Origin of the sequence: Streptomyces sp. NPDC020742 (genome assembly GCF_040641675.1) — a bacterium.
In the GTDB taxonomy this organism is placed as follows: domain Bacteria; phylum Actinomycetota; class Actinomycetes; order Streptomycetales; family Streptomycetaceae; genus Streptomyces.
On the sequence record NZ_JBFAEA010000032.1, the window covers coordinates 38844 to 58014 of the forward strand.

Annotated in this window: 20 protein-coding genes and 1 other RNA gene; 13 read left to right on the forward strand and 8 right to left on the reverse strand. The window is 72.0% G+C overall.

Features of this window, described 5'->3' with window-relative positions; genetic code table 11:
• The first annotated feature begins 68 nt into the window (after positions 1-68).
• Positions 69-1010: a 3-oxoacyl-ACP reductase gene (locus AB0G84_RS32655; protein WP_361329016.1), complete on the forward strand. Its 942-nt coding sequence runs from the start codon at positions 69-71 to the stop codon at positions 1008-1010.
• Between the two features lie 160 nt (positions 1011-1170).
• Here AB0G84_RS32655 and AB0G84_RS32660 read toward each other — a convergent pair whose 3' ends face one another.
• Both AB0G84_RS32660 and AB0G84_RS32665 read right to left on the reverse strand, forming a co-directional pair.
• Positions 1171-1338: a hypothetical protein gene (locus AB0G84_RS32660; RefSeq protein WP_361329019.1), complete on the reverse strand. Its 168-nt coding sequence runs from the start codon at positions 1336-1338 to the stop codon at positions 1171-1173.
• A gap of 161 nt (positions 1339-1499) precedes the next feature.
• Positions 1500-2987 carry a hypothetical protein gene (locus AB0G84_RS32665; protein ID WP_361329022.1) on the reverse strand — a complete coding sequence of 496 codons (1488 nt, stop codon included), beginning with the start codon at positions 2985-2987 and terminating at the stop codon, positions 1500-1502.
• 240 nt (positions 2988-3227) lie between these two features.
• Here AB0G84_RS32665 and AB0G84_RS32670 point away from each other — a divergent pair, with 240 nt between their 5' ends.
• From AB0G84_RS32670 to AB0G84_RS32680, 3 genes are read left to right on the forward strand one after another with little or no spacing between them, the layout of a single operon-like run.
• The gene (locus tag AB0G84_RS32670) at positions 3228-4106 is read left to right on the forward strand and encodes a Nif3-like dinuclear metal center hexameric protein (RefSeq protein WP_361329025.1); all 879 of its coding nucleotides are present in this window, start codon (positions 3228-3230) and stop codon (positions 4104-4106) included.
• Positions 4103-4846 carry a C4-type zinc ribbon domain-containing protein gene (locus AB0G84_RS32675; protein WP_361329111.1) on the forward strand — a complete coding sequence of 248 codons (744 nt, stop codon included), beginning with the start codon at positions 4103-4105 and terminating at the stop codon, positions 4844-4846. Before AB0G84_RS32670 ends, AB0G84_RS32675 begins: the two co-directional genes overlap by 4 nt.
• 3 nt (positions 4847-4849) lie before the next feature.
• The gene (locus AB0G84_RS32680) at positions 4850-6049 is read left to right on the forward strand and encodes a bifunctional RNase H/acid phosphatase (protein ID WP_361329028.1); all 1200 of its coding nucleotides are present in this window, start codon (positions 4850-4852) and stop codon (positions 6047-6049) included.
• 34 nt (positions 6050-6083) lie between these two features.
• Here the strand turns inward: AB0G84_RS32680 and eda are convergent, their stop codons facing one another.
• Together eda and yaaA are read right to left on the reverse strand one after the other, a co-directional pair.
• Positions 6084-6740, reverse strand: coding sequence for a bifunctional 4-hydroxy-2-oxoglutarate aldolase/2-dehydro-3-deoxy-phosphogluconate aldolase (eda, locus tag AB0G84_RS32685; protein ID WP_361329031.1), 657 nt, complete (start codon positions 6738-6740; stop codon positions 6084-6086).
• A gap of 185 nt (positions 6741-6925) precedes the next feature.
• Positions 6926-7723: a peroxide stress protein YaaA gene (yaaA, locus tag AB0G84_RS32690; RefSeq protein ID WP_361329034.1), complete on the reverse strand. Its 798-nt coding sequence runs from the start codon at positions 7721-7723 to the stop codon at positions 6926-6928.
• A 457-nt stretch (positions 7724-8180) separates the two neighbouring features.
• On the opposite strand from yaaA, the gene AB0G84_RS32695 reads away from it, so the two are divergent.
• The gene (locus AB0G84_RS32695) at positions 8181-9779 is read left to right on the forward strand and encodes an RNB domain-containing ribonuclease (protein WP_361329037.1); all 1599 of its coding nucleotides are present in this window, start codon (positions 8181-8183) and stop codon (positions 9777-9779) included.
• Here AB0G84_RS32695 and AB0G84_RS32700 read toward each other — a convergent pair.
• Together AB0G84_RS32700 and AB0G84_RS32705 are read right to left on the reverse strand one after the other, a co-directional pair.
• Positions 9766-10404 (reverse strand): hypothetical protein, encoded by a 639-nt coding sequence (locus AB0G84_RS32700; protein WP_361329040.1) that lies wholly within the window; start codon positions 10402-10404, stop codon positions 9766-9768. The two genes, AB0G84_RS32695 and AB0G84_RS32700, sit on opposite strands and share 14 nt — an antisense overlap.
• On the reverse strand, positions 10401-11207 hold the full coding sequence (locus AB0G84_RS32705; protein ID WP_361329043.1) for a MerR family transcriptional regulator: 807 nt from the start codon (positions 11205-11207) through the stop codon (positions 10401-10403). The genes AB0G84_RS32700 and AB0G84_RS32705 overlap by 4 nt, the downstream gene beginning before the upstream one ends.
• A 94-nt stretch (positions 11208-11301) precedes the next feature.
• Between AB0G84_RS32705 and rnpB the strand changes: the two genes are divergently transcribed.
• From rnpB to AB0G84_RS32745, 8 genes are all read left to right on the forward strand, one after another.
• Positions 11302-11701: RNase P RNA component class A (rnpB, locus tag AB0G84_RS32710), an RNA gene on the forward strand.
• Between the two features lie 728 nt (positions 11702-12429).
• Positions 12430-12744 (forward strand): ESX-1 secretion-associated protein, encoded by a 315-nt coding sequence (locus AB0G84_RS32715; protein WP_361329046.1) that lies wholly within the window; start codon positions 12430-12432, stop codon positions 12742-12744.
• A 1-nt stretch (position 12745) separates the two neighbouring features.
• Positions 12746-13330: a WXG100 family type VII secretion target gene (locus tag AB0G84_RS32720; RefSeq protein ID WP_361329049.1), complete on the forward strand. Its 585-nt coding sequence runs from the start codon at positions 12746-12748 to the stop codon at positions 13328-13330.
• Complete coding sequence (locus tag AB0G84_RS32725) at positions 13248-13841, forward strand: hypothetical protein (RefSeq protein ID WP_361329052.1); 594 nt, start codon at positions 13248-13250, stop codon at positions 13839-13841. The genes AB0G84_RS32720 and AB0G84_RS32725 overlap by 83 nt, the downstream gene beginning before the upstream one ends.
• 6 nt (positions 13842-13847) lie before the next feature.
• Positions 13848-14609: a hypothetical protein gene (locus AB0G84_RS32730; protein ID WP_361329055.1), complete on the forward strand. Its 762-nt coding sequence runs from the start codon at positions 13848-13850 to the stop codon at positions 14607-14609.
• A gap of 180 nt (positions 14610-14789) precedes the next feature.
• Positions 14790-15479 carry a DUF429 domain-containing protein gene (locus AB0G84_RS32735; protein ID WP_361329058.1) on the forward strand — a complete coding sequence of 230 codons (690 nt, stop codon included), beginning with the start codon at positions 14790-14792 and terminating at the stop codon, positions 15477-15479.
• A gap of 519 nt (positions 15480-15998) precedes the next feature.
• Entirely contained in the window at positions 15999-16121 is a 123-nt protein-coding gene (locus tag AB0G84_RS32740) for a hypothetical protein (protein WP_361329061.1), read from the forward strand.
• 28 nt (positions 16122-16149) lie between these two features.
• The gene (locus tag AB0G84_RS32745) at positions 16150-17145 is read left to right on the forward strand and encodes an AsnC family transcriptional regulator (RefSeq protein WP_361329064.1); all 996 of its coding nucleotides are present in this window, start codon (positions 16150-16152) and stop codon (positions 17143-17145) included.
• A gap of 58 nt (positions 17146-17203) precedes the next feature.
• Here the strand turns inward: AB0G84_RS32745 and AB0G84_RS32750 are convergent, their stop codons facing one another.
• Positions 17204-18061 carry a hypothetical protein gene (locus AB0G84_RS32750; RefSeq protein ID WP_361329067.1) on the reverse strand — a complete coding sequence of 286 codons (858 nt, stop codon included), beginning with the start codon at positions 18059-18061 and terminating at the stop codon, positions 17204-17206.
• Positions 18058-18840 carry an AfsR/SARP family transcriptional regulator gene (locus AB0G84_RS32755; protein ID WP_361329070.1) on the reverse strand — a complete coding sequence of 261 codons (783 nt, stop codon included), beginning with the start codon at positions 18838-18840 and terminating at the stop codon, positions 18058-18060. Before AB0G84_RS32755 ends, AB0G84_RS32750 begins: the two co-directional genes overlap by 4 nt.
• Positions 18841-19171: the final 331 nt, after the last annotated feature.

Consider the following 19171-nt stretch of genomic DNA (forward strand, 5'->3'; position numbering starts at 1 on the left):
GGTCCGAACGCCGGCCGGAGCGGACCGGCACCGTGGTGCGAGAGCTGACCGAGAGGACGGGAAGAGCCATGGCACAGCCGCTTGAGGACCTGACCGCGATCGTCACCGGAGCCGGACGCGGCCTGGGCCGCGCCGAGGCACTGGAACTCGGCCGCCTCGGCGCCCGGGTCATCGTCAACGACTACGGGCAGCCCGGCCGCGACGGCTCGGGGGAGGCCTCTGCGGCACCCGCCGAGGACGTCGCCGCGGAGATCCGGGACGCGGGCGGCCGGGCCGTCGCCCACCTCGGCGACGTCGCCGACCACGAACAGGCCCGCGGTCTCGTCCAGTTGGCGATCGACACCTTCGGCCGGCTGGACATCCTGGTCAACAACGCGGGCATCCTCCGGGACCGGATGGTGTTCTCGATGACCGAGGACGAGTGGGACTCGGTGATCCGGGTCCATCTCAAGGGCCACTTCAACACCACCCACTTCGCGGCAGCGCACTGGCGCGAACGGGCCAAGGCGACCGGCGGCCCGGTGCACGGCAGGATCATCAACACCTCCTCGGAGGCGTTCCTCGCGGGCTCGGCGGGCCAGCCCAACTACGCGGCGGCCAAGGGCGGCATCGTCGGCCTGACGACGTCCACGGCGCTGGCGCTCGCCAAGTACGGCGTGACCGCCAACGCGATCTGCCCGCGGGCCCGCACCCGGATGACCGAGGACGTCTTCGCCGGCTTCCAGCAGCCGGCCGACGGCACGCTCGACGCGTTGGCGCCCGAGCACGTCGCACCGCTCGTCGGCTATCTGGCCTCCCCGGCCGCGGCCCGGGTCAACGGGCAACTGCTGGTGGTGCACGGCGGCATGGTGGCGATCGCCGAACGCCCCCGGATCGCCGCCAAGTTCGACACCGCCAAGGAGGTCTTCAGCTACCAGGAGCTGGACGAGCTGCTCACGCCGTACTACGCCGAGCGCCCGCCGAACGAGACGTTCGCGGCGGCCGAGGTGCTGGGCCTGAAGCACGGCTGAGGCCTGCGCGCGGGGAGCCCTTGGCCGTCACCGCAGCCGCACGGTCCCTTCCCGCAGCAACGGCCGTGGCCGCCACCCGCTGAGCAGCGGTGCGGCGGCCACGGCCGACGGTGTGCGCCCGGCGGCCGGAACCACCTGACCGGGACCGACCACCAGGCGCTCAGGCCTCCTGCGGCTGCTTGTCGCGGCGGTGCCGGCCATGGGCGGCGGCGTTGGCCTCCTCAGAGGCGGCCGGGCCACGGTGCCTGCCGGAGCCTGCGGCCTCGGCGGCCTGGGCGGATGCCTCCTGAGGGCGCGCCTGGGTCGTGTCGGTTCGGGCTTCGGACATGGAAAGAGTCACTCCGTCAGGTTGCTTACGGCGGTACGCGTCGGGACCTCGCCCGACGACCGCCGAGGCTGACCCCGAGCGGCACTGCCGGTGGCCGGTCAACCGGCTGCGCAGCTCCCACCCGAAAGTCTAACGGGGTGGTAAATGACGCTCCACCGGATCTACCGAGCCGCGAGAGGTGCCTGTTGCAGGGGAACTGGCCTGCACATTCGAGGATGTGCGGGAGTTCGCTGTGGTTCCGCGGCGGCAGCCTTCGGATGTGCAGATGCTGTGGAGCCAGTGTCGCGATCTTCGGCATCCGGGACAATCCCCACACCGCCGACGGCCCTCGTTCCCGGGGGCGGATCGACCGTCTCCACCCGTACCGCGGCGGCGGCCCCCTGCGCGGCCGTATCCAGCCGCTGCCGTACCGGCCCCGCCGGGCCCCGTGCGCCTGTCGGCTCCTGTGCCCCTGTCGGCCCGGCCGGCCCCTGCGCCCCCGTCGGCCCGGCCGGTCCCTGAGTCGCCGTAGGTCCGTTCGGGGTCGGCGTCCGCCCTGGGTGTACCGGTGCCCCGCTTGCCACCGGCGCGGCCCGCCGCGCCATCGGTGCGACGGGCGCCATCGATGCGACGGGCGCCACTGGTGCGACGGGCGCCACCGGCGGCAGTGGTGCGGTCATCCGCGCCACCCCGCACGGCTCCGCGTCCGTCGCGTACGGCAGGAGGAGTGCGCCGCTCGGTGTCCACAGCCCCGCGCCCAGCCATCCGTGCGGTACCGCGAAGTGCCGCAGGCCCCGCCCCGAGGGCCGCCAGATCCCCAGCCAGGTGCCGCCCGCCGCGTCCATCCGGAACGCCACCGCGCAGCTCTCCGGCGCCAGCATCTGCCGCGGCTGAACGGCGAGCGGGGTCACCGCGACCCCGTCCGGCCGCAGGCATTCCGGGAAGCGCACCGGACGGCTGCTGCCCCACACGCCCCAGCCCAGCCGGTCGTGCCCGGGCGCGTCGGACCGTACGAGCAGCAGACCGCTGTCGGGATCGGCGAGCAGCAGCCGGTCGTTGCTCTCTTCGGTGATCTGTAGGAGCAGGCTGGTTTCCCCGCCCCGTTCGAGATCGACCACCACCGTCTTGGTGCGGCCGTCCAGCTCCCGGTCCAGGGCGAGCAACCGGCCGCTGCGGTCCAGCCAGGCGCCGCCCGTGCAGCGCCCCGGGATCTCGACGATCCGCTGCGGCCCGTCCGCGCCGCCGTGCACCAGCCACAGCCCGGTGCGGTCCGCACCCGGGGCCAGCGCGTAGCCGAGCGTCCCGTCGGGGGCCGGCGGCAGCAGGGTCAGCCGGGGCGCTGCCACGGTGCCCAGCAGGAGTTCGCCGGTCCCCGGGCCCGTGGGGTAGAGCAGGGAGAGGGCGAACCGGTCGGCGACCCGGCGCAGGATCAGCACCCGGCCGTCGGCGAGCGGCAGCAGTTCGCTGTCCGGCTCCTCGGGCTGGCTGCCCGGCAGCGGCACGGCGTACGGCTCCGGCCCGCTCAGCGTCCAGCGCTCCGGGAACCAGCTCCCGGCGGCGTCGTCGTGCCGGGCGAGCCGGGCGGCGTACGAGCCGTCGGCGGCGATCGTCAGCGCCCTGCGGTGTGGGCTGTCCAGCGCGGTGGCGTCCTCAGTGGCACAGATCGTCATCGGGTGGTCACCTCCAGTCGGCGACCGACGGTAGTTTTCGCACTTCCGGCCGAACAGGGCGAGTTGCCGCACTTCACGCGTAAGGATGGCGATTGTCCGGTTCGTCGATCGGAGAGGAGGAGGCTGTGCTTCGCAGGCCCCCGCCCGTCCCGCGCCGGACGTGTCCCCGTCCCGCGCCGGACCTGTCCCCACCGCCGTCCGCGCCCCCGTCCCGTCACGGCCGGGAGGTAACCTTCACCCGTGCCCGTACTGTCTGAAGTCCTCGCCGCGCTCGACGCACTCTGGCCCCCCGAGCGGGCCGAAGGGTGGGATGCCGTCGGGACGGTCTGCGGAGACCCCGATGCCGAGGTCCGCCGCGTGCTGTTCGCCGTCGACCCGGTCCAGGAGGTCGTCGACGAGGCGGTGCGGCTCGGCGCCGACCTCCTCGTCACCCACCACCCGCTCTACCTGCGCGGCACGACGACGGTCGCGGCCTCGACCTTCAAGGGCAAGGTCGTGCACACCCTCATCAAGCACGACATCGCGCTGCATGTCGCGCACACCAACGCCGACACCGCCGACCCGGGTGTCTCCGACGCCCTGGCCGGCGCTCTGGACCTGCGCATCCTCGGCCCGTTGGTGCCGGACCCGAGCGACCCGGCGGGCCGCCGCGGCCTCGGCCGGATCTGCGAGCTGACGCATCCGATGACGCTCGCCGAGTTCGCCGCGCACGCCGCGGCCCGCCTCCCGGCCACCGCGCAGGGCATCCGGGCGGCCGGCGACCCGGAGCGCGAGATCCGCACCATCGCCGTCTCCGGCGGCTCCGGCGACAGCCTCTTCGACGACGTACGGGCTGCCGGTGCGGACGCCTTCCTCACCGCCGACCTGCGCCACCACCCGGCCTCCGAGGCCATCCAGACCACCGGGCGGAACAGCCCGTTGGCGCTGCTCGACGCCGCCCACTGGGCCACCGAGTGGCCGTGGTGCGAACAGGCCGCGGCCCAACTGGACGCGGTCTCCGACCGGCACGGCTGGGGACTGCGTACGCATGTCTCGCGTACCGTCACCGACCCCTGGACCGCCCACGCGGCGTCCGCCCCCCTCCCCACCCCGACGAACACCACAGGAGCCCCCCGCTGAACGCCGCGCCCGCCGACCAGATCCGCCTCCTCGAGGTCCAGGCCCTCGACGTCCGGCTCACCCAGCTCGCCCACCGGCGCAAGAACCTCCCCGAGCTGGCCGAACTGCAGACCCTTGAGGCCGACCTCATCCAGCAGCGCGACCTGCTCGTCGCCGCGCAGACCGAGGAGAGCGACACCAGCCGCGAGCAGACCAAGGCCGAACAGGACGTGGACCAGGTGCGCCAGCGCGCCGCCCGCGACCAGAAGCGCCTCGACTCCGGCGCCGTCACCTCGCCCAAGGACCTGGAGAACCTCCAGCGCGAACTCGCCTCGCTGGCCAAGCGCCAGGGCGACCTGGAGGATGTCGTCCTGGAGGTCATGGAGCGCCGCGAGGCCGCCCAGGAGCGGGTCACCGAGCTGACCTCCCGGGTGGACGCCATCCAGGGCAAGGTCGATGACGCCGTCGCCCGCCGGGACGCCGCCACCGGCGAGATCGACGCCGAGGCCGGCACGGTCTCCAAGGAGCGCGAGCTGACCGTCGCCGACATCCCCGCCGACCTGCTGGGGCTCTACGACCGCATCCGCACCAAGGAGGGCGGCGTCGGTGCGGCCCGCCTCTACCAGCGCCGCTGCGAGGGCTGCCGCCTGGAGCTCAACATCACCGAGCTCAACGACGTGCGGGCGGCCGCCGCCGACACCGTCGTACGGTGCGAGAACTGCAGCCGGATCCTGGTCCGCACGCCCGACTCGGGCCTGTAGGCCATGCCGCGCACGCTGATCGTCGAGGCCGACGGCGGGTCCCGGGGCAACCCGGGGCCGGCCGGCTACGGCGCGGTCGTCCTCGACCCCGAGACGGGTGAGGCGCTCGCCGAGGCCGCCGAGTTCATCGGTACTGCGACCAACAACGTCGCCGAGTACAAGGGCTTGGTGGCCGGGCTGAAGGCGGCGCGTGCGCTGGACCCGCAGGCGCAGATCCAGGTGCGGATGGACTCCAAGCTGGTCGTCGAGCAGATGTCCGGCCGCTGGCAGATCAAGCACCCGGACATGAAGCCGCTGGCCGCCGAGGCCCGGTCGGTCTTCCCGCCCGGGCAGGTCGGCTACGAGTGGATCCCGCGCGCCCGGAACAAGCACGCCGACCGGCTCGCCAACGAGGCGATGGACGCCGGGAAGAACGGCAGGCAGTGGGAGCCGCGGGACTCCCGCGCGGCGCTGGACGCGGCCGCCGCGCCCGCCCGCAGCGCCGCCGCCCGGGCCGCCGACGGGGCCGCGGAAGCGGCGGAGGCCGCGGAGGCCAGCGGGGAGGCCGCTGCGCCGGCCGGCTGGGGCGCCCCCGACCTCGGTGCGCCCACCACCCTCGTCCTGCTGCGGCACGGCGAGACGGCCCTGACGCCGCAGAAGCGGTTCTCCGGCAGCGGCGGCAACGACCCCGAACTCTCGCCCGCCGGCCGCCGCCAGGCCGAGGCGGCCGCCGCCGCGCTGGCCGCCCGCGGCACCGTCCAGGCCGTCGTCACCTCGCCGCTGCGGCGCTGCCGGGAGACCGCCCAGGCGGTCGCGGACCGGCTCGGCCTGGAGGTCCGGGTCGAAGAGGGCCTGCGCGAGGCCGACTTCGGGGCCTGGGAGGGGCTGACCTTCGCCGAGGTGCGCGAGCGCTTCCCCGAGGACCTCGACGCCTGGCTCGGCTCGACGAAGGTGGCGCCCACCGGGGGCGGCGAGTCCTTCGCGACGGTGGCCCGCCGGGTCGGCGCCGCCCGCGACCGGCTGCTCGCCCGTTACGCGGGCCGGACCGTGCTGCTGGTCACGCACGTCACGCCGATCAAGACGTTGGTCCGGCTGGCGCTGGGCGCCCCGCCGGAGTCGCTCTACCGGATGGAACTCTCCGCGGCCTCGCTCTCCGCCCTGGCGTACTACGCGGACGGCAACGCCTCGCTGCGCCTGCTGAACGAGACCGCACACCTGCGGTAGCCGTCCGCCCCGCGGGCGCGGGCGGCCCGCCTGGTCAGGCCGTCAGCGCCGCCGCCTGCTGGGCGAGCCGGCGTACCCGGTCCCAGTCCTTCGCCGCGAGCGCCTCGTCCGGCAGCATCCAACTGCCGCCCACACAGCCGACGTTCGGCAGCGCCAGGTACGCGGGCGCGGACGCCGGGGTGATCCCGCCGGTGGCGAAGAAGCGGGCCCGCGGCAGCGGGGCGGCCAGCGACCGCAGATAGCCGGTGCCGCCCGCCGCCTCCGCGGGGAAGAACTTCAGCTCGGTGACGCCCTCGTCCAACAGCGTCACCACCTCCGAAGCCGTCGAGACGCCCGGCAGGAACGGGATGCCGGAGTCCCGCATCGCCCGCAGCAGCCGCGGCGACCAGCCGGGGCTCACCAGGAACTGCGCGCCGACCGCTCCGGCCGCGGCGACGTGTTCGGGGGTGAGCAGGGTGCCGGCGCCCACCACCGCCTCCGGGACCCGGTCGGCGATGGCCCGGATCGCGTCCAGCGCCGCGGCCGTCCGCAGCGTCACCTCGATCGCCGGCAGCCCGCCGGTGACCAGCGCGCGGGCGAGCGGTACGGCGTCGGCGGCATCGTCCAGCTCCACGACCGGGATCACGGGCGCGAGCCCGAGGACCGAGGGGGCGGTGGGCACGGGGGAGGCGGCGCTGGTCACGCCGCCCATGGTGCGCCACCACCCCACTCTCCGCAACGAACGTTGCGCACTCTGCAACGGCGGGGGCGACGCCTGGAGCGGGCCACTCGGGGGCGGTGCCCGGAGCGGGCCGCTCGGGGGCGGTGCCCGGAGCGGGCCACTCTGGGACGGTGCCCGGAGCGGGCTGCTCTGGGGCGGTGCCCGGAGCGGGCGCCCTACAGCTCCGTCACGATCACATCGAGGGCCCACGCCTTGCCGCTCTTCGCCGGAGCCGCCGCCTCCACGGCGTACCCCAGCTCCCGCAGCGCATCCACCAGCTCCGCCGGGTCCGCCGGGGTCAGGCCCGCCGACAGCAGATCACGCACCAGCCGGCCCTTGGTCGCCTTGTTGAAGTGGCTGACCACCGAGCGCTTCTCCACCCCGTCCACGACCCTGGACTGCAGCACCCGCACCGTCGCGGTCCGCCCGGCGATCTCGCCCTTGGGCTTCCACGCCGTCGCATACGCCGCCGAGCGCAGGTCCAGCACCAGCCCGTCCCCGGCCGCCTCCGGCAGCACCTCCGCCATCGGCGCCCGCCAGAACGCGCCCAGCGCGCCAAGCCCCGGCAGCTTCACCCCCATCGAGCAGCGGTAGGACGGAATCCGGTCGTCGATCCGCACGGCGCCCCACAGACCGGAGAACACCAGCAGCGACCGCTCGGCCAGGGCGCGGGCCCGCGCGTCCAGGGTCGCCAGCCCGAGCGCGTCGTAGAGCACACCGGTGTAGATCTCACCGGCCGGCCGGGTCCCGGCCGTCGGCAGGCCCGCGTTCTTGGCGATCTCGCCCCGGAGGCCGTCGCTGAGCCCAAGTACCTCCTGGGCCTTGCCCTCGTCCGCCCGGCACAGCTCGACCAGCTCCCCGAACACCGCCTCGCGCGCCGCGGTCAGCCCCGGCAGCGACAGCGCCCCGGTCTCCAGCGGTGCACCGGCACCTCCCGCGGCCTTCCCTTCGGACGGCGGCAACAGCACGAGCACGGTGTTTCTCCTTCACGGCGGTACGGGCGGGCTGCGGTCCCGCGGTACGGGCGGGGCGCGGCCCCGGCGTTACGGGCTTCCGGGTGGCCCCGGAAGAGCGTATGGCCTCCGGCCCGCGGACGAGGAACCCGGCGGCCACCCTGCGGACGTGCAGCCCGGCCGCGGCCCTGCGGACGAGGAACCCGGCCGCGGCCCTGCGGACGTGGGAACCCGGCCTCGGCCCCGCGGACGTGGGAACCAGCCTCGGCCCTGCGGACGTGGGAACCGGCCTCCGCCCTGCCCCGCCCGGTGCCGGTTACTCCCCACCCCTCACCCCGCGTGAGCGGCCCACCCCACCCGCGTGAGCGACCCCCGGTGCGCTCCGGGCTCACCCCACCCCGCACCCACAGCGCTCGTGCGCCCCCGGTCCCACCCCCACGCCGCGCCACAAGCGCCGTCCGGTCCTACGCTCGGTTTCATGCCCCGTCTCCATATGCATGTGACCGACGCAGCCGACGCCCCGCTGCGGGCCGCGCTGCAGGAGTTGCGCGGAGAGCTGGAGATCCCGCACCACTTCCCACCCACGGCGCAGGCCGAGGCGGAGAGTGCCGCCCGGGCCCCGCGGATCCCGGCCGCCGACGGCGCAGTGGCCACCGAGCACACCTTGGACGACGCCACCGATCTCCCCCTCTTCACCATCGACCCGCCCGGATCCCTCGACCTCGACCAGGCCCTGTTCCTCTCCCGGCGGCCGGGCGGCGGCTTCCGGCTCCACTACGCCATCGCCGATGTCGCCTCCTTCGTGACGCCCGGCGGCGCCCTGGACGCCGAGGCGCACCACCGCGTGACGACCCTCTACTTCCCCGACGAGCGGGTCCCGCTGTACCCGTACGTGCTGAGCGAGGGCGCCGCCAGCCTGCTCCCCGACCGGGACCGCCCGGCGGTCCTGTGGCAGCTGGACCTCGACCCGGAGGGCGCCCTGACCAGCGTCTTCGTGCGCCGCGCGCTGGTCCGCTCGCGCGCCAGGCTCGACTACGCCGGCGTCCAGCGGGTGATCGACGACGGCACCGCCGAGGAGCCGCTGGCCCTGCTCCGGGAGATCGGGCTGCTGCGCGAGGACCTGGAGGTCGCCCGGGGCGCGATCTCGCTGCACGTGCCCGAGCAGGAGATCGTCGAGCAGCACGGCCGCTACACCCTCGCCTACCGCGCCCCGCTCCCGTCCTACGCCTGGAACGCACAGATCTCCCTGCTCACCGGCATGGCCGCGGCCGAGCTGATGCTGGCCTCCGGCACCGGCATCCTGCGGACGCTGCCCTCCCCCAAGCTCTCAACTTCGTTCGAGCAGGGGGGACCCCCATCCAAGCTCTCAACTTCTCCCCCACTCTCGGCTTCGCTCGAGCGGGGGGACCCCCATGAGCAGGGGGGACCCCCCTCCCGGAGCGTCTCGGTGGCCCGGCTGCGGCTGACCGCCCGGGCCCTCGGCGTCGACTGGCCGCACCACACCTCGTACTCCGCGCTGATCCGCACCCTGGACCCGCGTCGCCCCGCGCACGCCGCGTTCCTCCAGGAGTGCACCGCCCTGCTGCGCGGCGCCGGTTACACCGTCTTCGACGGGACCCCGCCCAGCGCCTCCCAGGCGCTGCACGCCGCGGTCGCCGCCCCCTACGCCCACGCCACCGCCCCGCTGCGGCGGCTCGCCGACCGCTACACCTCGGAGCTGTGCCTGGCCGCCTCGGCCGGCGCGGAGCCACCCGCCTGGGTCCGCGGCGCGCTGCCCGCCCTGCCCCGCGAGATGGAGGCCGGCGCGCAGCGCGCCAACCAGGTCGAGCGGGCCTGTGTGGACCTGGTCGAGGCGGCGCTGCTGCGCGACCGGATCGGTGAGACCTTCGAGGCGCTGGTCGTCGACATCCAGGAGAAGGACCCCACCCACGGCACCGTCCACCTCTACGACCCGGCCGTCATCGGCCCCGTGGAGACCACCCCGGAGGGCCCCGCGCTGCCGCTCGGCCACCACATCCAGGTCCGCCTCGCCGAGGCGGACCCGGGCCGCGACCCGGTCCGCTTCACCCCTGCCTGACCGGATCCGGCGCCGCCTCCCGTGCCGTCACCGCCGCCCGCAGGGCCGCCACCGCGCCCCGTGCGTCATCGGCGTGGAACCGCACCGTACGGACCTGCTCCGACCGCCCCAACAGCCGTACCACCTCGACCGGTTCGGCCAGCTCGACGGTCACCGACGTCTGCCCGCCGACCGCCAGCTCCGCCACCCCGCCCGGCACGTCCCGCGACTCCTGCCGGCTGAAGCGCAAGTCGTAACGGACCGCGACGATCCCCGCCACCGGTATCCGCACCTCCGCCCGACCGCCGTCCCGCAGCCACAGTGCCCCGGTGCCCAGCACATGCGGCCGGGTGACCGCCGCCGCCTGCAGCCCCAGCACCATCAGCACCGTGTAGACGTCGACGAACAGCAGCACCGTCCGCACCACCGGAAGGCCGCTGAGCAGCACATGCAGCCCGGCGGTCTCCACCGCGCAGACGAAGGCCAGCCCGTAGACCATCGCCGCCTGCGCCCCCGCGTACGGCAGCATCTGCTCGCCCGGCCCCACCCCGTGCCGGCGGCGCACCACCCACCGGCCCAGGCTCGCCAGCCAGCGGCCCTCGTGCCGCAGCAGCCGGCGCGGCAGCGCCCCGCCCCGCCGGCTCATCGCGCCCGCTCCGCGACCCGCCGCATGGCCAGGCGCAGCACCTCGGCCTGTGCGGGCGAGAAGGCCGCGTAGTACGCCGCGAGGAACCCGTCCCCGGCCGCCGCGTCCGGGGACGTCACCTGCTCCCAGCGCGACCCGTCGACCGCGGCGACCACCGCGTCCGGGATGCAGTCGGCGAGCGCTACGGCGGTCTTCGCCACCTGTGGGTCGTCCGGCGCGGCGTCCGCCAGCGCGTCGAGCATCCCGTACACCTCGTACGTCCGCTCCATCGCACCGGGCGCGGAGACGGCCTCGGCGAGCAGGTCCGTGACCCCGGTGTCCCCGCCGCCCGCCGACTCCAGCAGCGCCAGCACCTCCCGCTCCGTCGCCGCCATCGCCGGCTCCGGGCCGGGGCGGTCCGCCGAGAAGCGGGCCATCTCCCGGAACAGCGCCGCCAGTTCGTCCGACACCGGCCCCTCGGCGGGCAGCCCGCCGTGCTCCTCCGCCTGCTGCCGCAGCGCCGCCAGCCGGGCCCGCCGCGCCCGGATCTCCTCCTCCTGGCGGGCCAGGTCCGCGTCCAGCTCGGCCAGCACCTCGTGCAGTTCGCGCCCGGAGTCGTCGGCGAGGACGTCCCGCACCTCCTCCAGCCCGAGCCCCAGCTCCGTCAGCCGGCGCAGCCGTGCCAGCGCCACCGCGTCCCGCAGCCCGTACTCCCGGTAGCCGTTGGCCCGCCGCTCGGGCTCGGCCAGCAGCCCGAGATGGTGGTAGTGCCGTACGGCGCGGGTACTCACCCCGACCAGTCCTGCGAGCTCTCCGATTCTCATGCCGTCAGTAGAAACGTTGCCGCTGCGACAAGGTCAAGCCCCTGCCGTGGCTCGGCGCAGGCGGGGCGGCAGGTAGCATGGTCGGCACGGCGGACGAGCCGGCCGGACGGCCGCGGAGGGATCCTGGATCCCGCCGAGGAACGTCCGGGCTCCACAGGGCAGGGTGGTGGGTAACGCCCACCCGGGGTGACCCGCGGGACAGTGCCACAGAAAGCAAACCGCCGGAGGCTTCGGCCTCCGGTAAGGGTGAAACGGTGGTGTAAGAGACCACCAGCCTCCGAGGTGACTCGGAGGGCTAGGTAAACCCCACCCGGAGCAAGGTCAAGAGGGGGCGTCGATGACGCCCCTGCGCGGACGACCGAGGGCTGCCCGCCCGAGTCCGCGGGTAGACCGCACGAGGCTGCCGGCAACGGCAGCCCTAGATGGATGGCCGTCTCCCCCCGGCCCGCAAGGACCGGGGGTGACAGAACCCGGCGTACAGGCCGACTCGTCCGCCATTACGGCTCTGACCTGGGGTAATGCCCTGGTCAGGGCCGTTGTGCGTCCCGGCTGGCCTCCCTTCCGGACCTGCGGGTTCCCGGGAGTTCCCGTGGGGATGTGTGCACTGGTTGTGCACTGGAGCGTGTATGTGTCTGCCGAAGCCGGCAGGAGCTGGACGCATCGACTGGCGATGTTGCGCGGTGTGGTTGGCGCTCGATGTGGGACAAGGCTGCGCTGTGACCGTCTTGACCCGACCGGATCCGCTGCTGGCCGCCGTCGCGCTGCCACGGCAACGCTCCACGTGCTGCCATCGGTTGGCGCCACCATCCCCGTCGGCAGCTCTCCGCTGGGGGTGGCCCTGACGCCGGACGGGGACGCGGCTACCTCGCGAACCGGGCCTCGAACAGCATCAGCGTGATCGACACCCGGCACATGACCGGCCTGAGCGAGCTCGACCAGCTGCTGCTGGAAGTCCTCGCCCCGCTCGACTGGCCTTGTTCACGAGAACGGGTTCTGGCTCGCTTTCGGTGAACAAAGCCATCGCCCCATGTCCGCCTGCTCGGAGTGGCTGTATGGGTGTGGAGCTGGTTGTGCACCAGTCACATGCTGGTGGTTGCCGCTCGATGTGGGCGCGTCAAGAATGCGTGAAATCAATGGCCGGTGAAACGAATCGACGGCTTTGGTATGCCTACGCTCCTTGGGCCAATTGATCACACACGGCTTCACCGGGGGGCATGCCGCGATGACGCACGAGCACTTCTCGATCCATCCCGAGCCGGTCACGGCACTGGCCAAGGACTTCGTCTCGTCCTCCGACCACTTGGATGACCGCATCAGCGCCTTTGCCTCGCGGGCGGAGAACGTGGATGACGCCTTCGGAGTGATGTCCGAGTCCACGGAGGTCCTCTCTCAGTACGTGGCGATGACCCGTCACACGGTGACGTCGCTGCGGCAGCTGAGCGCCGGGCTCAAGCACTATGCCGCCGGCCTGCACCACACCGTCGCCTCCTACCACGGCGCGGACGCAGCGCAGGCGAAGCACTTCGGGGGGCAGTGACATGGCCGGACAGCAGCAAGAGCAGCAGCCGCAGATCGAGAAGAGCTTTGACCTGTTCAACCCCGGCGGGGATCCGTCCGTGCTGCGGGCCTGTGCCGAGGCGTGGCGGCACATGGCTCATGATGTGAAGAGCACGATCGAGACGCAGGATCAGGAGGTCACGCGGCTCGGCGACAACTGGACCGGCGCCGCCGCGGACGCCTTCCACTCGCACTGGGCGCACACCAGGGGCCAGGCGGAGAAGGTGTTGCCGCAGTTCGCTTCCGTGGCTCATCAGCTGGACACCACCGCTGATGCCATCCAGAAGGCCAACGACGAGGTGCACCGCGTGGTCGAGGAGATCGCCGCGACGGTGGCGATCGGAATCGGCCTGACGGTGCTGACCGCGGGGGTTCTCCGACGCCATCGCGGCGGGCGCGGCCGCGGCGGAGATCGCCGAGGCGACGGCGGAGGTCACCCGGCTCGGACAGCTCCTGATCAGGGCCGCGAAAGCGATCGAGACGGTGAAGAAGGCGATGGAGACGAGCAGGCTGCTCAAGTTCACCATCGAGTTCGGGAAGGGTACCGGCGCCAACTTCATCGGTAACGTCGGTGGCCAGGCCCTCACCGGGCAGAAGATCACCTGGGGGCAGGACCTCCAGGATGCCGCCATAGCCTCCGGGGTGGGCACGGGCATCTCGGCGGGTGCCGGGAAGCTCGGGGAGAAAATCGGGAGCTGGGCGCGCAGTTCCGGGGAGCACGGAGCGGACTGGGCCCCCGGCAAAGCCATCGGCGCGGGGCTGGAAAGCAAGAATCTTCTCGGCAGGATGACTGTGGAGGGCGCGGGCGGTGCCGCCGGACAGGCCGCGGCGGACGGGGGCGAAATGTTGATCGAAGGTGAAGACAGGAGCGTTGGGCGGGACATGCTCTTCAGCGGCGCCGGCGGAGCCGTTGGCGGGGCCGCGAACCACGCAGGAGACAAAGCCTTCGAGTCCATCAGCGGCGCGCACCGCAAGGGCGGTCCTGCCCATTTCCCCGCCTTTCAGCAGATTGCCGTCGACGGCCTCATCTACGGCAACGCCAACAAACTCAACACTGATACAGCATCGGATGATTGATCAATCGTGTTCGAGGTACGCAAAAGCATCAAACGCTTCCGAGAGGACCCGGCCTGGACGTACCGCAAGCATGGCCGAAAGCGTGGTCCGGACCACCTCGACAACTTCGATCGCCTCGGCTATCCGTTCAGCCTAGGCCCCGATGGCGTTGATATTCGTGATCTGCTCCAGGGCATTTTTCGCGGTCGAGAGGTGAGCCTGTTCCATGTCCTTGCATGGCAGCGCAGCGGCAAGGCCAGTGTCGCGAGTACCTATTCCGTGGCCGTTCTCCCCCTGCCCCGCGCGCTTCCGGCCACCGCTTTGACGAGCCGTCGCCTGGCATCGTCCCGGGTGGAACGGTTTCCCGCGCTCAACCGCGTCACCGGCCGCGGCAGGGATCTGCCCGACCTCGGCACCCACCTGGTCCGTTACTGTGCCGATGATCCCGAGTTTGCTGCTCTTATCAGCACATACGCCATGGAACGGCTCATGCACAAAGCCCGCATCGGCTGGCGCATCGAGGGAAACCGAATGATCGGGTGGACGTCCGGGCGCAAGACGTACGAGGATCTCCTGTCCCTCGTCGAATCGCTGATGATGGTCATTGACGGCTTCCCCGAAGAGGCGTGGAACTGGCCACAACAACAGGAATCCGGCAGCGTTCCGCGCAACGGCGTGGGCAAGCATCGTGCGCCCACTCGGGAAGGGCGTATCCGCCTGGCCGCGGATCCCAGCCGGTGGCCTTTGCGGCGACGGCCACGTTCTCAGCCTGAACAGACGGATGACTGAACGCTCCAGCCCGCTTGGGCCAACCGGTGAGCGATGCCCGTACCGGTCCTGATGGAGCTGTTGTACGAGCGGACACACCTGGGTCCGTGCGCCGCTGGACCGTCGCTCTCGCTTATCTCGTCCGCATTGTCGGCGAGTACGGGTAGTCCGCGGGGGGATTGTTCATGGACACTGGCTGACATGGTGACCGTCCTCGGCGTCGACGCCTGTCCGGGTGGCTGGGTGGCGGTTCAGCTGTGTGATGGCCGCTTTGCGGAGGCGCGGGCCGTCACGACCCTGCGCTCCCTCCTGCCCGTTGCCGCGGCTGGTGGCGTCGCGGTCGTGGCCGTGGACATGCCGCTGGGGCTCCTCGAAACCGGGTGGCGGCGGGCGGACACCGAGGCGGCGGCCCTGTTGGGACCGCTCAGGGGGAGCGTCTTCCGGGTGCCGCCGCGCGCGGTGTGGCAGGAGGAGACCTACGACCAGGCACGGCGCCGGTGCCGCGAACTCACCGGGGCCGGGCTGAGCCGTCAGAGCTGGGGGCTTGCGGCCAAACTCCGTGAGGCGAACGCCTGCTTGGCGGAACCTGGGGGTGACCGGCTCTTTGAGGTGCACCCGGAGGTGTCGTTCCGGGCCCTGGCGGGCGAAACGGGGCTGCTTGCTCGCAAGAAGAGCTGGGCGGGGCAGATGGCGCGGCGTTCGCTCCTCGCCACGGCCGGCATCGTCCTCCCGGACGAGTTGGGTGCCGCGGGGCGCACCCCGCCGGACGACGTGCTGGACGCGGCCGCGGCCGCATGGACGGCCCACCGGATCGCCCACGGCCGTGCGCGCCCCTTCCCGGACCCGCCCGAGCGCGATGCCGACGGGCGCCCGATTGCCATCTGGTGCTGATGCTGAGGGTTCATCCCGCGTCCGCCCGCGTGCAGTCGCGTCCGTCCCGTCCCGTACGTCGGTACGTCGTGCACCGGATGTGCATTGCGGTGGTCCGGGGGCGTGTCCGCGCAGGTCACAACGCCTTCCGCCGCAAGCACCAATTGTCCCCCGGCGTAGAGGTCGTCTCGTCCGCCGTTATGGCCCTGACCCGGGGGAATGCCCTGGTCGGGGCCGTTGTGCGTTCAGCTGGACTTCCTGCCCTGACCTGTGGTTTCCCGGGAGTTCCCGTGGGGACGTGCACTGCTGGTGTCTGCAAACCCGGCGCTTACGGCTCGCGCGGCCGCAAATCTGATGGGGGTGGGTGTGGTGACGGTCGACTCGTGGGCCCGCCGAGGCCACCTGAAAGTCGAGGACCTCGCCGATGTCATGACAACAGAGGCGTGTCAAAGGGGAATCCAGAGTGCAGCGGCAGACTCGAGGCCATGTCCTGACCGTGCAGACGCCGGGCGCCGGTACCTGGCGAGGGCTCGCCGCAGGGTGCCTCTGCACCGCCGGGCCGATGTCGTCCGGGCTGCCCGCAAGTGGGGTGAGCAGTGGCTGCAGTTCGCCGGTGAACTCGTCCTGCGGGGCGGCACGCAGAGCCATGGCCAGGCCGGATGACTGCGGGGCGGGGTGGTAGCGTGCAGCGGTGGATGATCTTGAGATACGTCTCCTGCACGCTCTGAAGATCGATGGCCGGGTTTCGTTCAGCAGGCTGGCCAGGGTGCTCGGCGTGTCGGACCAGACCGTCGCACGTCGTTACCGCAAGTTGCAGTCGGATGCCTCGATGCGGGTGATCGCCCGCCCCGATCCCCAACTGCTGGGAATGTCCGAATGGTTCGTGCGATTGAAGGGCGCGCCCGCCACGGTGGCGGGCGCCGCATCCCTCCTGGCCCAGCGCGCGGACACCTCATGGGTGAGCCTGAGCTTCGGCGGGGCAGAGGTGGTGTGCCTGGTCCGCTCGGGCAGCGCGCGCAGTGAACAGCATGCGCTCCTGCACCACTTAGGAGGCCTGCCGCAGGTCAGTTCGGTCGTCGCACACAATGCGCTGCACACCTTCCTGGGTGAACAGATGCTCTGGCCGGGGCTGACGAGCGATCTCACCGACGCGCAGGTCGGGTTGTTGCGTGCCGGCCTGCCCGCGCCCCTCGATGCGGAGGGACTCCGACTCACGGCGGGGGACCTGGCGTTGATCGAGGCGCTGTCGGAGGACGGCCGTGCTCCCCTGCAAAGGCTCGCGGTGGCGATGGACGCGGCGGAGAGCACCGTGCGCCGCCGACTGGAGTATCTGCGTGCGTGCGGGGCGCTCCACTTCGCTCTGGACCTCGACTACCATCTCCTGGGCTTCGACGCACTGGCGCTGTTCTGGCTCTCGGTGCAGCCGCAGCGCCTCGTGCAGGTGGCCGAAGCGGTGGCCCGGCATCCGGAGGTCTCGTTCGTCGCGGCGACGACCGGGCCGACGAATCTGCTGGCCGCGGTCATCTGCCGGGACAATTCCCAGTTGTTCGACTATCTCGCAGGTCAAGTGGGCGCCATGCAGGGGGTCCAGCACGTCGAGATCGCGCCCGTCACGCGCATGGTCAAACAGGCCGTGACGCCGACGCATCCGGTCTGTCCGGCCTCCCGGCAGGCGAGTGGCGAGTAGGCACGCTCGTACACCCCGTGACGAGGCCGGCGGACCCACCGCTCGACGGACGACGGGCTCACTCGCCGGCTCTGGCGAATTCTCGACGGGGGAGCGGCGCCCCTGCCACGGTGCCGGCGCCGCCGGACGTCGCCAGCGCGTACACCGTGCCGTGCCAGCTCTGGCCGGTGACGCCCGGGGCGAGGCCGAGCCCGGCAGCGATCCGCGCCAACTCCCCGGTCAGGCAGGCGCGGTCGTCCCCGGGTGGTCGGGCCTGCGACGTGGAGGGGAGCCGCCACCCGTCGAGGCACTCGGCGGCCAAGGCCAGCAGGGCGTACCGGTCGGCCAATGCCCACAGGCCGGGATCGTCGGCCGCGGCGAACCGTCCATCGACGAGTGAAGTCTGTGCTGCGGAGGCCGCCGCCCGCAGGACCGCGCGCCGCTCGTCCTCCAGTGCGCGGACCAATCTGCCCAGCGGCGCCCTGAGCGCGGTGGGCGGCACCGCGGTGAGCGGGTGGGCGAGCCGGTCGTCACCTGTGGCGAGCGACGGAATCCGAGCGGCGACGTCCCGCAGCCGCTTGCCTGCGCCCGGCGCGGCCGCGATGTCGGCGAGCCGGCCGACGTGGTGACGGTGGTCGGCAGCCAGTTCCGAGTCCTCGTGGAACCAGTCGCCCCAGGCGGCGGCCAGGCTGTCCGCGGCGTCGAGCAGGATCCGCGGTACCAGATACCGGGCGACGGTTGCCGCTGACTCCCGTACCTCGCCGGCGCGGGTCAGGCGCGTGCAGGCCCACAGGTCGGCGTAGGTGCCGCCGACCGCCGCCCGGACCCGGGCGTCGGGCCTGTCGCGGACACCGTCGCGATGGATGCGGCAGACGGTCGCCGCGAGTGCCGCACCGGCGTGGAACAGGGAGGGGGAACTCCCGGGTTCCGGGCTCATCGCACGAGCTCCAGCGAACCGTCGCTGGAGAGGATCTCTTGCAGCAGCCGCTGCACCGACGGGGAGGGGTCCACGCCCAGTTCCTCGGCCATGGACTTGCGCAGGTCGTGGTAGACCTGCAGGGCGCGGGCCCGGTGGCCGCTGCGGTAGAGGGCCAGCATGAACTTCGCGTGCAGCCCCTCTTCGAAGGGGTGGGCCTGGACCAGTCCGGCCAGCTCTGCCAGCGACGCGTGATGCATTCCCAGACGTAGTTGGGCGTCGATCCGGCGCTCCTCCACCGAGAGACGTGACTGGCGCAGGGATGCCGCTTCCGCGCGCAGGAGGGGACCGTGTTCCACGTCGGCTATTGCGTCGCCCCGCCAGAGGCTTTCTGCGCGTTCCCAGTAGGCCACGGCTTCGCGGTCCAGGCCCTCCGCGACAGCGGATTCGGCCATGGCGAGCGAATTCCGGTAGCTGTGCAGATCCAGCGCGCCCTCCGGAATTTTTAAGCGGTAGCTGGTTCCGCTGGTCTGGAGGATCTCCTTGCTCACTTCGGTCGATGAAATCCCCAGGCCGCTAGCTATTAATTTGCGCAGTTGCACGATGTAGGTCTGTGCGGTGGTGACTGCGCTTTTCGGGGGTTCGCAGGCCCATAACTCACGTATGAGTGAAGAAATGGAGATGTAGTGCGCTTCGTTGAGCAGGAGGAGCGCCAGGATCTGCCTGACCTTGTGAGCAGGCGGCTTTATCTCGATGAGGTCAAAAGAGACATGTACGGGTCCCAAAATAGAGAACTTCATGAACTTCCCCGATCGAGACGGAATACCCCCATTAATGTTGTGTACACATTGTTGCGCACGGCGATCAAGGTTCGTCAAGAGCTCGATGTGCGCTTTACGTCTAATTTACCTTGCTTTACTTGGCTTTGCCTGTGTTGGTTGGGCCTCAATCGGCCATATCTGAGCCTTCCTGATGCTGTGCCTATGTGTGATGTGGTGAGACCCCGAGTGGGGCCCGCATTTCTCCGTACGTCTTCTTCCGGAGTTTTCCTCGGATGCCCCCGGCGCGACTGATTTCCGACTCTGCGGGACTTCGGTGATCGGTTTCTCGACATCCGCGCCGCCCGGCCAC

Coding starts and splice junctions, on each gene's coding strand:
- AB0G84_RS32655 (WP_361329016.1), top strand. CDS start 69: ATGGCACAGCCGCTTGAGGACCTGACCGCGATCGTCACCGGAGCCGGA.
- AB0G84_RS32660 (WP_361329019.1), bottom strand. CDS start 1,338: ATGTCCGAAGCCCGAACCGACACGACCCAGGCGCGCCCTCAGGAGGCA.
- AB0G84_RS32665 (WP_361329022.1), bottom strand. CDS start 2,987: ATGACGATCTGTGCCACTGAGGACGCCACCGCGCTGGACAGCCCACAC.
- AB0G84_RS32680 (WP_361329028.1), top strand. CDS start 4,850: ATGCCGCGCACGCTGATCGTCGAGGCCGACGGCGGGTCCCGGGGCAAC.
- eda (WP_361329031.1), bottom strand. CDS start 6,740: ATGGGCGGCGTGACCAGCGCCGCCTCCCCCGTGCCCACCGCCCCCTCG.
- AB0G84_RS32695 (WP_361329037.1), top strand. CDS start 8,181: ATGCCCCGTCTCCATATGCATGTGACCGACGCAGCCGACGCCCCGCTG.
- AB0G84_RS32700 (WP_361329040.1), bottom strand. CDS start 10,404: ATGAGCCGGCGGGGCGGGGCGCTGCCGCGCCGGCTGCTGCGGCACGAG.
- AB0G84_RS32705 (WP_361329043.1), bottom strand. CDS start 11,207: ATGAGAATCGGAGAGCTCGCAGGACTGGTCGGGGTGAGTACCCGCGCC.
- AB0G84_RS32715 (WP_361329046.1), top strand. CDS start 12,430: ATGACGCACGAGCACTTCTCGATCCATCCCGAGCCGGTCACGGCACTG.
- AB0G84_RS32720 (WP_361329049.1), top strand. CDS start 12,746: ATGGCCGGACAGCAGCAAGAGCAGCAGCCGCAGATCGAGAAGAGCTTT.
- AB0G84_RS32735 (WP_361329058.1), top strand. CDS start 14,790: ATGGTGACCGTCCTCGGCGTCGACGCCTGTCCGGGTGGCTGGGTGGCG.
- AB0G84_RS32750 (WP_361329067.1), bottom strand. CDS start 18,061: ATGAGCCCGGAACCCGGGAGTTCCCCCTCCCTGTTCCACGCCGGTGCG.
- AB0G84_RS32755 (WP_361329070.1), bottom strand. CDS start 18,840: ATGAAGTTCTCTATTTTGGGACCCGTACATGTCTCTTTTGACCTCATC.